The following is a 16007-nucleotide window of genomic DNA, read 5'->3' as shown; positions in this document are numbered from 1 at the left end:
AAAATTTATACTTTGGCTTAGACAATTCATTACTAGAAAACACTTTGAAAATGGCACGCAGATGACGCAGATTTAAACAGATTCAATATAAAACAAACCAGCGAAAATCCGTACCATCCGTGTCATCCGCGTTCTAGTTTTAAATCTTACTGCTTTTTGCGTTTGAGTATTCGTCCACGCGGTTCATCCGATTCATAAAGCACGATATCCGAATGCAGAAATTCAGCGGCGGCGGCAGAATCCTTGACTTTAACAGCACTTCGGGCAATCATTTCAGCTTCAAATGGAAGTAAAACACTTTTTCGCAATCCTACTGTTCTCCAGTGAGAGGAAGCTTTACAGCCTTTGGTGATGCTACGAGCCAACGCCAAAGCATCCAACAAAGCTTGATTGGCTCCTTGCCCTTTGAACGGACTCATCGGATGCGCGGCATCGCCTATCAAAGTGCTATTTCCTGCGTTTTCAAACTGGGCTGTGGTCAACAAAGTTCTATCATATACGGGATAACCCGATACCTGAGCAGCCGCTGTGGCATCGACTATTTGCGGAATTGGTGAATGCCATTGCGTTCTTCGAAACGCTTCTTCCTTCAAGGCTTGTGCGCCTTGTGCGCTAAATTTTTTGGCTTCGTCTTCTTCCATCGGGAAACTCAATTGCCACATCACCGAATCCTCTGTAAAAGGCATAATATAGATACGTTCGTGACCATTGGCGGTCTGAAAAACCGTAGCCGAATCCAACAAATCTGAGGTAAGCGGCGCTAAGGCATCCAAAGGACAAATCCCTAAAATCACAAGACAACCCAAATAGCGCAAAGGAGTAACTTCCTCTCCAATCAATTGCTGACGGACGACACTTCGAATCCCATCGGCACCCACCACCAAATCGGTTGGAACTGTTTTGACTTGCTCACCGACTTGAAAGCGCAACTGGATTTTACCCGAAGCTTCCTCTTGAAAATCGAGCAACTGATGTCCCCATTGTATGTTGTCATTTCCGCCGAGTTGCTCCACTAGTGCCAAACGCAAAGCTTGTCGCGCAATATGAATGTTGGAGCGTTTGGTGTATTTTTTTTCGGTGGGCTGCACCCATTTTCGCATGCCCCACTCGCCTACTACGGTTCCGTCTGTTTTGTGCACCAAATGTCGTGTAGAAACCACGCCTTCGGTCAAAGAAAAAATTCCAAAACCTTCTATGGCTTTGCTCGCTTGCTGCAAGGTCAGTCCATAGCCTTGCGAACGTGCCTCAAAGTGGGTATCGCGTTCAAAAAGCGTAAACGGAATGCCGCGATGCAAACAAGCCACAGCCAACGCCACGCCACCTATTCCGCCACCAATAATGGCAATATGCGGATAGTTTTCAGTAGCAACTACAGGAAACGCTTCCGAAGGAATCAAACCCGAACCACCGCATAACGAACAAGACACCAAAGGTGCTTTGGGCGCTTCAGGCACCACCACTTCACCATCAGCCGAAAGTTTGGCTACCAACTGCTGGTACTGCAATCGCACTTTTTTTCGAAGTCTTTGGCTTTTCTTGCCTTGCCCCTGACAGTCTGGACAGCTGCTCCAGCAAGGCGTATTCTTTTTATCCATATCCTATTCAACTACTCAACCGTATCGGGTGCAAAAATAGCGATAAAATACGAGTCTGCTTTTTGGAGTTGGCGTACTAATCTAAAGGGACAAATAAAAAGCAGGAATAGAAAAGTAGAAATAAAAAAGCGCGATAAGCATAATACCCCTGATGTTTAGCTGAGAGAGCATTGGCGACAACGGTGATTTTTTCTAGAAGCACCACTTCTTTGCGCACCACACGAGTCGTCCCGCTTTCCGCTACAATCTCTTATGCCGAACCCCGGCACAAGAGGATTTCCACTACAATCGGGGCTAGGCGAGACGTTTTGTTTTCAGAACCCAATAACAACTTATAAAAAACAAAAAACTACAAAATAGCCCAATGGTTATTTTGTAGTTTTTTCAACCTTTTGAAGAGGTAATCATTCGAAAGATAGTTATCGTAAAAAGTCGTGAGACTTTAATCACGTCTACGGATGGCAACACGACGTACAATAGCTCGAAGTCAGAGACGTTCGAGCAGCACATACAATAAATTTATATAAAAGTAAGAATCGTGTGGGGAGCGGGATATAGACTATTCCGTCAATTTTAATTTATACTGAACATAATGTATGCTTTTTACAGGCTTTCCATTTTTCAATGCTGGTTCAAATAGCAATTCAGACATACTTGCTTTAACTTGCTCATCCAACCACCCATTATCAGCTACAGCAAAATTTATCTCAACTATGGCTCCTTTTTCATCTACATGTAAAAAATAACCATAAGTCAAAATATAGTCATCATTATAATGCTCGAAAATCGACGTTTCTGCTTTAAATTTTTCTGCGATTATTAAATGATTTACTGGTGAAGGGGTATTATCAGGCAATACATAATCCTCATAATTTTTATAACATTCCGAACATAACTTTGATACAATAACTGTGCTCACTTTTGGATTTTGAAATTTTGATCTTTTGAATGAAGAAATCTCCTTATCATTTTCATAAATAGTTTCATCCCTTAAATTCCCATTTAAATAATAACGTCTAGTAATTCCGTTATGCTTACCGTTTTCCATTTCTTGATAGAAAGTAAGAATTCTATCAGTATAGATTTTTTGCTTGCCGTGTCTTTTATAATTTTTATACTCTTCCTCGTGCCTCTGAACTTTATTATCGAACGTTAAAATTTCATAAACATACAATCCAGTTCCATTTGTAAGTGTCTGTTCCCCTTTTTCGTTCCAACAATTTATCAATTTGAAATCTCCACCAGCATAAGTAGCTTTGATTTTCGGTCCACCATTTTTATAAAATTCAAGCCATTGTCCATCGCGTCCTGATTTATATGATCCAATTACTGCTAGTTTTCCGTTTTCGTGCCATTCTTTGTACTCTCCAAACCTTTCGTCTTTATTGAGTAGTTTTGTTTCAAGTTTTTTTGCTTTTCCATTCTCATAATACCATTTATGAATTGCTAAATCTTTCTTTTCATCTATTGAAACATCATATTTAAATTTTCCATTTTCAAAATATTCTTTACGCTCCCCTGTTTGTCTTCCATTTTTATATTCTACTATCTCTTTTGGATTACCATTTTCATAAAAAGACTTGAATTTACCATTTATCAAACCTTGTTCGAGACTAAATTCTGCTTTAATATTTTTATTGGGATAAAATGTCTTTTGAAGCCCTTTACTATTCATATAAAACTCATTGCCATTTTCATCAAGACAAATCTCATTTGAATTTTTACGAATGTAATCTTCAATTATTGTCATTGTCTTTTCATTAATTCGCATATACTCTTCATCCAACAAAGACATTTCATAAAAATCATCATTAAAATCACTATCTAACAAATCAACATCCTGTTTTTTAGCTTCTTGTTTTTTGTTTTTGTTATAGATTATAAATGATTTTTTTACAAGACTTGCCGCCTCAGTTGCTCCAACGTATTCTAGACCTTTAATAATTGTCGGAACATATTTTGAATTATCATTTTCATAAAATAGAGAAAACCCTCCATTTGCAACAAGAGAATCGAAATTAAACCAGTAGTAAAGTGCTTTTTGCCCAAAAGACAATGACTGAACAAGTTGAACTTCTTGCTTCTTATCCTTTAAAAATTTAGATATGGGTTCAACTACAAACCAACCAAAATCATAACCTTTTAACTTAAAAAAATCTCCCTTTTCAAGTTGAGGACGAAAATGCTTGTCTTTATCAAACTTCCAATAAGGATCGTCTTCATTTTGAGCTTTACAAACAAAAAAGTTTAAAAAACTTATTAGAACTATCGATCTTATAATTAAATATTTCATCAGTAAAAATGTTCGTTATTACAACTATTGTTTCAACTATAAAAGTGGCTCTACTATAACAAAAATCACTCTAAAGGAATAGAATATCCAATGGCAAAAGCACCATTAAATTGCTCAGCAGCATCGTGGATATAATACGTAAATCCAACATCAAAATTATGCTTACGACCAAGAGCCAAACCAATACTAAAAGGCACGTGCAGCAAAACGCCGCTTTTTTTGATATTGAATTCGGGTGTGATGGTTTTGAATGAACCCATCGAAGCTCCAATACCGACTTCAAAATAAGGAGCTACCCACGGAATGGGTGCTGCAACACGAGCTTTTCCTCCAAGTACAAAAGCCTTGGTACTAACCTGAAAATCTCCTGGAAATTGTTGGTCTTTGTTATCATCTGGAGAGGTAAGAATAACACCTGCATAAGGACGAAGTCCGAACCATTTGGTTAGATTGTACACATACTCACCTTGAGCATAAAACCCAGAACCGCTTACATCAATATCTGAATTAGGAAAGCTATACCCAATACCCAACGAAGCATTAAAATAGCGACCCGGTTGTAATTGTGCTTGGGATGAAAAAGAAAAAAGAAAAAAAACGAATGCAACAATAGCACGTAAGGAAAAAGTCAAATACTTCATTTTGTGTTGAAATCTAGATAAATGGATTATTATAATTATGTAAACTTACTTTTAGTAATGAGACTTCGTTATGGACACGAGCGGGACGCTCGCGCTAGCGGGGGGGATAAACTTGCTGATAACGTTCCCGCGCTAAAGCAGTTTGGAACTAAATTAAGCCCATTATTCAAATTTGCCTAATATTCCAAATACAAAACCAATTTCAAATTAAGCCAAATTCCCAAATTACTTGTAGCATGTATTACTGATGTCTTTTATGCAATTTCGGCATTAAATTCGGTGTAAGTGTTGGTTTTCATAATGTCAATTTTGAAATCTCCTTTTTCGTCTTTCATAATTATAACACTATCAAAACCTAATTTGTCAAGTTTTTCTATCGTCGCCAATTCGCCTTCTGCAAGCTGCAAAACTCTACGTAATAACCAATCAGATAAAGCTTTATTTGGGTTAGTCATCAAGGCTTTTGAGTTTTCTTGACAAACTTTTGCAGTAAATATTTCTCCTGTTGGAATTTGTAAGTTAAAATCTTGGTCACGTTTTGGAAAAAAATTTGGATATTTCCTGTGCAATTCCGCAGGAATTGGAATATAAATTTCTCCAAAATCTCTTTTTCTTCCATTCGCATTCCATTGATTCAAACCACTTCTTTCAAAAATAAATTTTTCTCCTTTCTGAATGCCATAAAGAGGCAAAATCACATAATTTTCGCCCTTAACAAGTTTGTCAGTTGCAGTTTTTAAATTCTTATTCTCCTCAAACAATTCAAGGAGCAAGGAATACGGGTCTTCAATTATATCAATTGGTAAATGAAAAGCATTTTGAGGAATTATAAATTTTCTAAAAAGTGTACTTTTTGAATAATTGAAAGTGTATAAATTATTTCCATCTTCAAATTGTAAACTTGCTTTATTATCTTTAACCGAATGTATATTAGCAACATCTATGATGTTATAGTCCGTTTCATAAAGCAATAATTCCTTTTCTTTTCGAGCAACAATATGATAAAGTGAATCTTGTATATTGTAAACACGATTAGCTAAATTAATTCTATCGTTTCTGAACTCTCCAAGTTTTAAAGCTAATTCTTCACCTTTGAAATCTTGTAAAGTTCTTGATAATGAGTTAAATTCCGCTATTTTTTCTGTACTAGAATTACCATTACAAACAAAAGTTTTCAAACCAACACCAACAGAATTATAATTTGCATCAAAAGCCGTATCTGAACGAGATAAATTATCCGCATCAAAACTTCTACAAAATATATTTTCGGCAACACGATAATTTATAAACGGAACCGCACTATCACTGAATAAACCCGAAAGCTTTGAAACTGCTGAAAGCAGTTTCAAATAATTTCCGTTTTTTTCAATGTCTATTTCTGCGAACGATTTCATAAAACTCTTATGATTTCATTGCTAATTCTCTCAATTAATGTTGTAGTTACAGAATTTCCTGCTTGCATATAAAGTTTACTATTTGCCAAGTTTGGCAAAATATAATTTTCGGGATAACCTTGAAATAAAAAACATTCTTTTGGAGTCAATTTTCTAATTCCAAAATCGTCTTTTATAAGTGGTACATTGTGTCCGCCTGTTCCCATATTTGCAGTTAATGTTGGACAAACATTACTTTTATTTTCCCTTGCGTAAACTCTACGCCATTGATAAACTGTGTCTTTTGAAGTCATCGCTTTTTCAAGTTCTGGAAAATATGCATGGTCTTCTTTATAATATAAATTATCTACTTGTTTACCTTTTTCTAATATATCGTGAATAGTTTTTGTTAACTTAATTTCCGAAGGAAATTTAAATTGAGAATAATTTTCTACTTGATTTGGGTCAAATGCTACAATGAAAATTCTTTCACGATTTTGTGGGATATTTGCATGTGTCATTGAGTTCAAAATTTTAGTAAAAACTTTGTAACCTAATTTATCTTCTAAAACTGAAATAATTGTTTTAAAAGTATTTCCATTATCGTGAGAAACTAAATTTTTTACATTTTCTAAAAATACAACTTTTGGTTTATGCTTTTCTATAATCTGCTCAATGTCAAAAAACAATGTCCCTCTTGTATCAGCAAATCCTTTTCTATTTCCTGCAATTGAAAAGGCTTGACAAGGAAAACCTGCACATAATACATCAAATTCTTGCGGAATGTAATTTTTAACACGGTCCTTTGTAATATCTCCAAATGGAAATTCGCCAAAATTTAATCTGTAAGTTTTTTGAGCTGATGTTTCCCATTCACTTGTAAACACACATTTTCCACCAACGTTTTGCATTGCTAAACGAAAACCACCAATTCCTGCAAAAAGGTCAATAAATTTAAAAGTGTAATTTTTTGGAGTTGGAAACGGAACATTTTCAACTTCAAAAAGAAGTTGTTGCAAAGCGTCTTCTGCGACAATATTTATTTTTTCTTCAACTTGTTTGTATTCAACAAAGTTGTTTAAAATTTTCACTGCATCTTTTTTATAATGCTTTGAAACTCCGTTATGATAATTGTGTAAATAGTGTGTAATTAGCGCTTTATCGTATGGTTCAACAAGTTTAACCTGATAGCTTTTACTATCAAACTCTTCAATACTTATTTTTTCTAATACGTTCATTTACTTTATCTAAAATTAAAGTTGCAATTTAAGAATTTTAAATGAAATTTAAGATTATATTTTTGTCAAAAGAATTTCTGACGGGCTTACAAACTCAACTTTAACTTGGTCACCAATTTGCATATTATTATGCAAAAACCATGTTCCCAAAAGTTTCAAATCTCCATTCCCATGAAGGTTTTTTGCATATTTATCTCCACGTTTTCGATTTCCTGACGCTTTTAATTCATGGTCTTTTATAAATCCGTCATTGGTGCTAAACTTATAGACATTACTTTGTTTAGTATAATGCAAATTTGTTATGTGAAAAGACAAAGCATATTTAAACGGTATTGGAATATATCCTTCATTCTTAATTTTTGGTCTTGAGTTTGTTGTTCTATGAGTTCCCCAACCTAAATGTGTTTTTTTAAGAGTTGCAATGTAAAAATTCCCGGTATTTGGCATATTTTCTATTATTTAGTTGTTTTTCTTCGCGTTTCGGTTGTATTTCTACAACTTATATTTATATTTATGTATAACAAATAAATACAAATCCACCCTAATTGAGGGTATATAGGTATGATAAGCGTCATACTTTATGTAATCCCAAATATATCCATTTTTCCACAAAAATTATAAAAATTTTCTGAAATCTTCTTACAAAATATCACCATTACTTACTGCTTTCTGAGCACTAAAAACTGCCGACTTGCCCGCATGAGGGATGGGAGCGGCATCCTCTTGGGGCGGGGTTCGCCCTAAGAGATATAGCGTATAGCCCGACCCCGAGGTGCAGAAACTTGTGGTTGAGCAAAATCGTGTGCCTCGGGGACATGCCCAAAATAGGATTTTAAAGGGTATTCAATTGCTGTTTTAGCAAGGCGACTTCGGTGGGATTGGGAAGTTCGCTGTGGTCGGTAATCGCGGCGGAATGGTAGTACACGGCTCGGGTGGTTTGGCTCAGCCAACGGGCATTGCTCGAACGCAATCCGCCTCCGGGCATTACCGTAATGCGGTCACCGGCGTGAGCGACCAATTGTTGTAGGAGGTCAGCGCCTTCGGTCACATTGGTGCGCACTCCAGAAGTGAGGACGGTTTTGAAGCCACAAGCCACTAACGTTTCCAACCCTTGCAGCGGGTCAGCAATGCCATCGAAAGCGCGGTGAAAGGTGCAAGGCAACGGCTGTGCCAAATCCACCAAAGCGGCATTGGCCTCGGAATCAATGCTGCCGTCGGGATGGAGGATGCCAAACACAAAACCATCGACCCCGAGATTTTTGAAAGCGGTAATGCTGTTTTTCATCGCTTGGAACTCGGTTTCGGTGTAGACAAAATCGCCTTCGCGTGGGCGAATCATCACATTGAGCGCTACGGTGGTCAGAGCACGAGCGGCTTGCACCATTTCGAAAGGAGGTGTGATGCCACCAGCGGCTCGGTCGAGACATAATTCGATTCTGTCGGCGCCATTTTCTTGGGCGATGGCAATGGCGTCTATGCTAAAACAGGCGATTTCTAATTGGTTCATTTTTATTCTTAGTTACAGACTTTACTTTTTACTATGAAGAGCGTTAATTCGGTTGCTATCGTCTTTTTTGTCACCTCGAGCGCAGTCGAGAGGCTCTTCTGGTTCTCGACTGTACTTAGACTTTGCTCAGTATAAACTACTACCATTTACGTTTTGTTTAAGAAGGGTTTCGTCCTTCGACTCCGCTCAGAATGACCGCTCAACCTGACAAAGTAAACATCATTTTATATTGTTTTTTTAGCATAAAAATAATTAAGATTCATTACCGTTTAATTTGGCACAACTAATTTACCACTACTTTTGCAACTAAGTCATTTAACTTTTTTAAATATGATGCTTTCAAAGTAGACTAGCAATCGAAAAAGTTATTATTTCAAAAAGCAAAAAAACACACCCCTAACCCCTCTCAAGAGGGGAATTTGTATCTGCAAACATTTAACTATCCTTTGTTCATCAAATATCTCATTCTCTCAATGGTTTCGTTTACTGTTTTTTCTAAATTATTTTAAAAAGTAGTTCGCATCGATGAGTTGGTTGCCCGAAGCATCGTGCACCGCATAATTGAATCCACCTTGAATGCAATACGAACCATACTCGCCTTGCTTGTTCAACGCAATAAATCCAACTTGGATATCTTTGAGGTTTTTGCCACGGTTTTGGGTGAGTTTTACGATGCGTGCCACGGCTTCTTCGCAGGCTTTTTGTGGAGATTTTCCTTGTCGCATCAACTCAACCACCAAATGACAACCCGAAATACGCACCACTTCTTCGCCATGTCCTGTGGCGGTAGCGGCTCCAATTTCGTTATCGACATACAAACCTGCTCCAATAATGGGCGAATCGCCCAAACGTCCGTGCATCTTGAACGCCATACCGCTAGTGGTACAAGCGCCAGACAAATCGCCGTGACTGTCTAAAGCAATCATTCCAATGGTATCGTGGTTTTCGATATTGGCAATGGGTTTGTATTTGCTGGTTTTGAGCCATTCTTTCCACTCTTTTTCGCTGGCTTCGACCAATAAATTTTCTTTGGCAAATCCTTGCGAAAGGGCAAACTGCAGAGCGCCATCACCTACCAACATCACATGAGGCGTTTTTTCCATCACAGCACGCGCCACCGAAATAGGATGCTTGATGTGTTCCAAACAACCCACGGCACCAATATTGGCTTTTTCGTCCATAATGCAAGCGTCGAGCGTGACACGTCCGTCGCGATCAGGTCGGCCACCGTACCCTACGCTGCGTTCGTTGGGATCGCCTTCGGGAATTTTGACCCCTGCTTCTACTGCGTCTAAGGCTTTGCCATTATTTTTGAGGACTTCCCAAGCGGCAGCATTGGCTTGAAGACCAAAGTTCCAAGTGGACAATACTATAGGTTTTCGGACTTTGGAAGGGGCTGGAATAGATGTTTCTTCTGAAGTAGCAGCAAACGAAGGTAAAACCACAGCGGCTGAGGCAATTGAGGCGGTTTTTAAAAATTGGCGACGGTTGGTCATGGTACTGTTTTTTTGGTTGTGACCAAATTAGGGAAATAAATGCAATCCCAAACATATAACAAAACACCAATAATCAAAAAAATTAAAAAAAGGAAAAACTAAGTAACTTGCAAGAATAGTGCTTTAACTATCTTATAATTTTATCTTCACTATTTTATTGTCTCTAATAATTACAAGCTCACTTTTACGCTCTTTTTTAAAATCAAGCATTTTCTCATAGGCTTTTTCCAGTCCCTTTAGAATTTTATTTCTTCGCTCTATTTTAGTTTCAGTGGTCATAATATTTTTTTAATTCAGTAAACTTTTTTTCATCAAGAATCATAAGTTGATCAGTACTTGATTTTTCAGCAATTAATTGAGGTTTACCTTCTGAGTTATCAAAGATAAGAACTTGATCTGTAATTGGTATATAAATATCGAATAAGTTTTTAATCCCTTTAAAGTATCTTCTTTCAATAACATCTGTTGGAATATTGTGCCCTCCTTCAAAAACTCTTGTTTTTACTCTTTCCTTGGCTAATTCAGGATTCTTTAACCAAAAAAAAAGTAAAACAACATTATAATTACTCTTTTTAGCTTCAAGAACTTTGTTTTTGTAACTTTTCGTCGCAAGTGTTGTTTCAAAAGCGAAGTTAACCCTTTGCAAAAGAAGTTCATTTACTCTATTAAGCATAATTCTTCCAGCTTCAAACGCAACTTTTTCAGGTTGAAAAGGAGAAAGTCCTTTGGCAATTTCATCTGCATTTACAAACTCTTTACAATCCAATATTTCGGGCAAAATTGTAAATGAAGCGGTCGTTTTTCCTGCTCCATTACACCCTGCAATAATGTATAAGTTTCTTTCTTCCATACTATCAAATATAGAAAAAATCAATTACTATCCATTCACAAACCATTAAAGTCTTTTGAATTCGCTAAAAACAATAAAACTCTCGAACTTACACGAGTCAATGCCAATTAACAAAAAAAAGGTCTAGAACATTTGCTCTAGACCTTTTCGTATCCTTAGTGGTAACTTTAGTTTACCATTTAATAATCGCACTTGCCCAAGTAAAACCACTACCAAAAGCAGCTAAAACCACAGTGTCGCCTGACTTGATTTTTCCTTGTTCCCAAGCTTCAGTCAAAGCAATTGGAATAGAAGCTGCGGTTGTGTTTCCGTATTTCTGAATGTTATTGAATACTTGATCATCATTCAATTTGAATTTGTTCTGAATGAACTGAGAAATTCTCAAATTCGCTTGATGTGGAATCAACATATCAATATCTGAAACTTCTAAATTGTTGGCTTGTAAGCCTTCGTTGATTACCTCCGCAAAACGAACTACTGCATTTTTGAATACAAATTGTCCGTTCATGTAAGGGAAATAACTTTCGTCATTCGGGTCATTATCGGCCAAAATATCATTTACCCAACGACCACCCATTCCCGGTGCAATAAGCGATAATTCCTCAGCATGTTGCCCTTCTGAATGCAAATGTGTGGACAAAATTCCTTTGGTCAAATCTTCTTCTCTTGACAAAACAGCGGCTCCTGCTCCATCTCCAAAAATTACAGATACACCACGACCACGTGTTGTCATGTCCAATCCTGAAGAATGCACCTCAGATCCAATCACCAAAACGTTTTTGTACATTCCAGTTTTGATGTATTGATCAGCAACTGACAATCCGTACACAAAACCCGAACATTGATTTCGAATATCAATAGCGCCAACCGTTTTTAAACCTAAATCGCGTTGCACCAAAACTCCTGGTCCTGGAAAATAATAATCGGGACTCAAAGTAGCAAAAACTACAAAGTCAATATCTTCTTTGGCAATACCGGCACGCTGAATAGCAATCTCGGCTGCTTTTACTCCCATTGTAGTGGTAGTATCTTCCCCTTTGATAATGTGGCGACGCTCTTTGATTCCGGTGCGCTCTTGAATCCATTCATCATTGGTTTCCATTATCTTTGATAAATCGTCATTTGTAACCACATTCGAAGGAACATAAAATCCTAACCCTGCTATTTTAGAGTGATACATAAGTACTTGTTTTTCATTAAAAATTGATTGGCAAAATTAAACATCTTTTAAAAAGACGCCATACAATTTAGTCTTTTTTTTGATATAATCATTTTTAACCTAAAAAAATAAATCATTTATATTTAAGCCAATAGGCTCTTGTACTGAAAACAAGTCTAAAAATAAGTCTACATCTTCTATCTCTTCCAGAAAAAAGCAGTAGTCATCTCTCTTTTATTACAATCCATTTCTATGAATGAAATCCTAGAAAACAACAGCTTTGAAGACTCCATAGATTCATAAAACCATAAAAAATCATAGGTCAAAATAAAAATCAATTTAACACTTTCGAGTTGTAACATTTTTCGCATCCGTTGGACTAATTATACCATAACTAATTCATTCAACTAATTCACTACTTCATGAAGTTAAAACTCACACTCCTGTTTCTAGGTTTCGGTTTTTCTATGATGGCCCAAGAAAACCTGAGCTATCAAAAACCTTCTAAATCCATTTTAGACTTAGCCGATTACGAACGAGCTCCTTCGGTTTCGATGGATACCAAAAAAGAATACCTTTTGCTTTCTTACCGAAACACCTACAAAACCCTTGACGACCTCAACCAAGAAGAATTGCGTTTGGGCGGATTGCGTATCAATCCTATTACCAACATTTCGAGTACAGTAACGTACATCAATAACTTAAAACTTCGAAAAATAAAAGATAAAAACGAAGTTCAAGTGGCGGGATTACCAGCTAATGCAAAAATCAGCAATCTATCTTGGTCGCCAAACGACACTAAAATTTTGTTTACAAATACCGCTGCCAATGGTGTAGAACTTTGGGTAATTGACGTGGCTTCGGCTCAAGCCAAAAAATTAACCGAGGCGAATTTGAATGCCAACTTAGGCGCTCCGTTTAGCTGGTTTGGCGACAACGAAACAGTATTGGTAAAACTATTGCCTAGCGACAGAAAACCTTTATTGGATGCTAAAAAAGATTTGCCGGCTGGACCAATCATCTCGAATGCTAGTGGTGCAAAATCCCAAAACAGAACCTATCCAGACATGTTGAAAAACAAAAATGACGAGATCAATTTTGAAAACATCATCACTTCTGAATTATACAAAATCACCTTAAGTGGTAACAAAACGCTATTCAAATCGGCAGATATGTTTGCTGGTCAGAGTTTGTCTCCTGATGGGAATTATATTATGATTACTACGATTCAAAAACCGTTTTCTTATATCGTTCCTTTGAATCGTTTCCCAATGAAATCCGTAGTCTATGACAAAAGCGGAAGGGAAGTAAAAATCGTAAACGAAACCCCATTGACCGAAATTATGCCAAAAGGATTTATGGCGGTTCAAAAAGGAAAAAGATCCTTGATGTGGAGAAACGACAAACCAGCTACTTTGGCTTTTGTTCAAGCGCTAGACGAAGGAGACCCAGCAAATAAAGTTGCCTTTAGAGACGAAATGTTTTTATGGGAAGCTCCATTTACAGCCAATCCAACTTCGTTAGTAAAAACACCTCAACGTTTTAGCGATATTACTTGGGGGAATGACAATGTTGCCATTGTTTCTGACGAATGGTATGACACCAGAAATACCAAAACATACTTAATCAATCCGTCAAATCCATCACAACAACCAAAAGTAATTACCGACAGAAACTCACAAGACGTTTACGCTGATCCAGGTAATTTTGAAACTAGAAAAAACCAATACAACCGCTATGTTTTGGCTATCGAAAACGACAAAGCTTTCCGTATTGGAGATGGATACACCAAAGAAGGACAATTCCCATTCATTGACGAATTGAACTTAAAAACGTTACAAAGCAAACGTTTGTACACTTCTACCTTTAAAGACAAAAAAGAAGATTTAATCGAAGTAGAGGATTTCAAAAAAGGAACGGTTTTGGTACAAATTCAGTCCAAAAACGATTACCCAAATTACTATTTTAGAAACATCAACCAAAAAGACAAACTCACACCTATCACCGATTTCAAAAATCCATTTGAAAGCATTAAAAATGTGAGCAAAGAGGTAATCAAGTACAAACGTAAAGATGGTGTTGAATTATCTGGAACCTTGTACTTGCCTGTTGGTTATGACAAAGCCAAAAAAGAAAAATTGCCGTTACTAATTTGGGCCTACCCTGCCGAATACAAAGACAAAAACAGCGCGGGACAAAGTACTCAAAATCCTAACGAATTTACCTTTCCTAACTATGGCTCATTTGTGTATTGGGTGACCAAAGGCTATGTGGTTTTAGACGACGCTTCGTTCCCAATTATTGGAGAAGGCAAAACCGAACCTAACGACAACTTTATTTCCCAACTAGTAGACAATGCAGAAGCTGCCATCAATGCGGTTGATGCTTTGGGCTATATCAACAGAAAAAAAGTAGCTGTAGGTGGGCACTCCTACGGTGCTTTTATGACGGCTAATTTATTGACACATTCCAATCTTTTTGCTTGTGGGATTGCTCGAAGTGGCGCTTACAACAGAACTTTAACTCCTTTTGGTTTCCAAAGTGAACAACGTAATTATTGGGAAACACCTGAGGTATACAATACGATGTCGCCTTTTATGCACGCAGACAAAATGAAAACTCCTTTACTATTAGTTCACGGAGAAGCGGACAACAATCCTGGTACTTTTACTTTGCAAACAGAACGTTATTTCCAAGCCATAAAAGGATTGGGTGGCCCTGCACGAATGGTGATTTTACCTAAAGAAAGTCACGGTTACGCAGCCAAAGAAAACATCTTGCACTTACTATGGGAACAAGACCAATTCTTAGAAAAGCATTTGAAAAATTAAGGCAAAATAGTTCCAACAAAAAAGAGACAACCCGAAAAGTTGTCTCTTTTTTTATACTTTCAATTAGAAGTTACATAATTTTCAATAGTATCTCTTGGTTCACTTCTAATGCGGTTTCGTGTTCAAAGAAAATGGCTTTTCTATCAAAAGCAGCTTTAATTAAAAAACGGCTTCCTTTGAAATAGGATTGTTTGACCACCGCTTTCACCGTTCCAACTGGAGAGACCTTCAATTGATGCGGATACAGCAACACCATTTCATCCTCACCCTCAATCGGCATTAATTGCGACATTCTCAATTCGTTGACTTCACCAAATAAAGAGGCTACATATTTATTAATCGGAAATTGATAGACTTCTGCAGAAGGTGCTTTCTCAATTATTTTCCCTTGTTGTAAAACGATGGTTTCATCAGAAAAAGAGAGTGCATCGGTACTATCGTGTGTCGCAATAATACAGGTAATTTCTTTTTTCTTTAAATAAGCGAATAAATTACGACGTAAAGCGTTTTTTCTAAAATTATCAATATGGCTGAACGGTTCATCTAACAACAACACCTGAGGTTCTACCGCCAAAACCTTGGCTAAGGCTACGCGTTGTTGCTGTCCTCCACTCAAATCTTTGGCGCGCACTTTGGCATACTCTGTCATTTCGACCATTTCGAGTAATTCTTGAATACGCAGTTTTTTTAAAGGCATAAAACCATTAGACAAGAACTTGCCCACATTTTCGGCAACCGTTTCATAAGGCATCAAATCAAAATCTTGTGCCAGATATTTCATAAAGGGCATCCCCGGAATCAAATTGTATTTGGGGCCTAGCACACGTGTCTTATTAAAGAAAATTTTCCCTTCATTTAAATCATAGATACCATAAATAAGTTTCAACAAAGTACTTTTGCCACAACCGCTCTCGCCAATTAGTGCAATATTTTGTCCTTTTTCTACGGTAAAATCAACATTCTGAATAATCGCTTTGTCTGTATAAGCGAAGGAAATATTTTGAACTTCAAGCATTATTTATTG

At 37.1% G+C, this 16007-nt stretch carries 13 protein-coding genes; 1 reads left to right on the top strand and 12 read right to left on the bottom strand.

The genetic code is table 11. The features are described 5' to 3' along the window. Window positions 1-146: 146 nt before the first annotated feature. From ACSVH9_RS00175 to ACSVH9_RS00125, 11 genes are all read right to left on the bottom strand, one after another. Window positions 147-1595, bottom strand: coding sequence for an FAD-dependent oxidoreductase (locus ACSVH9_RS00175; protein WP_438061957.1), 1449 nt, complete (start codon window positions 1593-1595; stop codon window positions 147-149). 559 nt (window positions 1596-2154) lie between these two features. Further along, a complete protein-coding gene (locus tag ACSVH9_RS00170) occupies window positions 2155-3888 on the bottom strand; it encodes a DMP19 family protein (protein WP_438061956.1) in 1734 nt (577 codons plus the stop codon). Window positions 3889-3953: 65 nt separating this feature from the next. Beyond that, window positions 3954-4529 (bottom strand): outer membrane beta-barrel protein, encoded by a 576-nt coding sequence (locus ACSVH9_RS00165; RefSeq protein ID WP_438061955.1) that lies wholly within the window; start codon window positions 4527-4529, stop codon window positions 3954-3956. Window positions 4530-4783: 254 nt separating this feature from the next. Then, window positions 4784-5923, bottom strand: coding sequence for a restriction endonuclease (locus tag ACSVH9_RS00160; protein ID WP_438061954.1), 1140 nt, complete (start codon window positions 5921-5923; stop codon window positions 4784-4786). Next, window positions 5920-7140, bottom strand: a complete 1221-nt coding sequence (locus ACSVH9_RS00155; RefSeq protein ID WP_438061953.1) for a DNA cytosine methyltransferase — start codon at window positions 7138-7140, stop codon at window positions 5920-5922. The genes ACSVH9_RS00160 and ACSVH9_RS00155 overlap by 4 nt, the downstream gene beginning before the upstream one ends. Window positions 7141-7194: 54 nt before the next feature. Next, window positions 7195-7587 (bottom strand): hypothetical protein, encoded by a 393-nt coding sequence (locus tag ACSVH9_RS00150; protein ID WP_438061952.1) that lies wholly within the window; start codon window positions 7585-7587, stop codon window positions 7195-7197. A gap of 385 nt (window positions 7588-7972) precedes the next feature. Then, the gene (locus ACSVH9_RS00145) at window positions 7973-8647 is read right to left on the bottom strand and encodes a copper homeostasis protein CutC (protein WP_438061951.1); all 675 of its coding nucleotides are present in this window, start codon (window positions 8645-8647) and stop codon (window positions 7973-7975) included. Between the two features lie 500 nt (window positions 8648-9147). Beyond that, on the bottom strand, window positions 9148-10143 hold the full coding sequence (locus ACSVH9_RS00140) for an isoaspartyl peptidase/L-asparaginase family protein (RefSeq protein ID WP_438061950.1): 996 nt from the start codon (window positions 10141-10143) through the stop codon (window positions 9148-9150). A gap of 132 nt (window positions 10144-10275) precedes the next feature. Beyond that, window positions 10276-10422, bottom strand: coding sequence for a hypothetical protein (locus tag ACSVH9_RS00135; protein WP_201296286.1), 147 nt, complete (start codon window positions 10420-10422; stop codon window positions 10276-10278). After that, entirely contained in the window at window positions 10412-10993 is a 582-nt protein-coding gene (locus ACSVH9_RS00130; RefSeq protein ID WP_438061949.1) for a zeta toxin family protein, read from the bottom strand. Before ACSVH9_RS00130 ends, ACSVH9_RS00135 begins: the two co-directional genes overlap by 11 nt. A 172-nt stretch (window positions 10994-11165) precedes the next feature. Beyond that, window positions 11166-12173, bottom strand: a complete 1008-nt coding sequence (locus ACSVH9_RS00125; RefSeq protein ID WP_315144656.1) for a 3-oxoacyl-ACP synthase III family protein — start codon at window positions 12171-12173, stop codon at window positions 11166-11168. Between the two features lie 401 nt (window positions 12174-12574). Between ACSVH9_RS00125 and ACSVH9_RS00120 the strand changes: the two genes are divergently transcribed. Further along, a complete protein-coding gene (locus ACSVH9_RS00120) occupies window positions 12575-14983 on the top strand; it encodes a prolyl oligopeptidase family serine peptidase (protein ID WP_438061948.1) in 2409 nt (802 codons plus the stop codon). 70 nt (window positions 14984-15053) lie between these two features. Here the strand turns inward: ACSVH9_RS00120 and ACSVH9_RS00115 are convergent, their stop codons facing one another. Next, complete coding sequence (locus ACSVH9_RS00115; protein ID WP_438061947.1) at window positions 15054-15998, bottom strand: ABC transporter ATP-binding protein; 945 nt, start codon at window positions 15996-15998, stop codon at window positions 15054-15056. Window positions 15999-16007 lie beyond the last annotated feature (9 nt).

Source organism: Flavobacterium sp. RSSB_23, assembly GCF_051547145.1.
Lineage (GTDB): Bacteria > Bacteroidota > Bacteroidia > Flavobacteriales > Flavobacteriaceae > Flavobacterium.
Note: the sequence above shows the minus strand (reverse complement) of the source record. Positions and strands in the feature narration are given on the sequence as shown.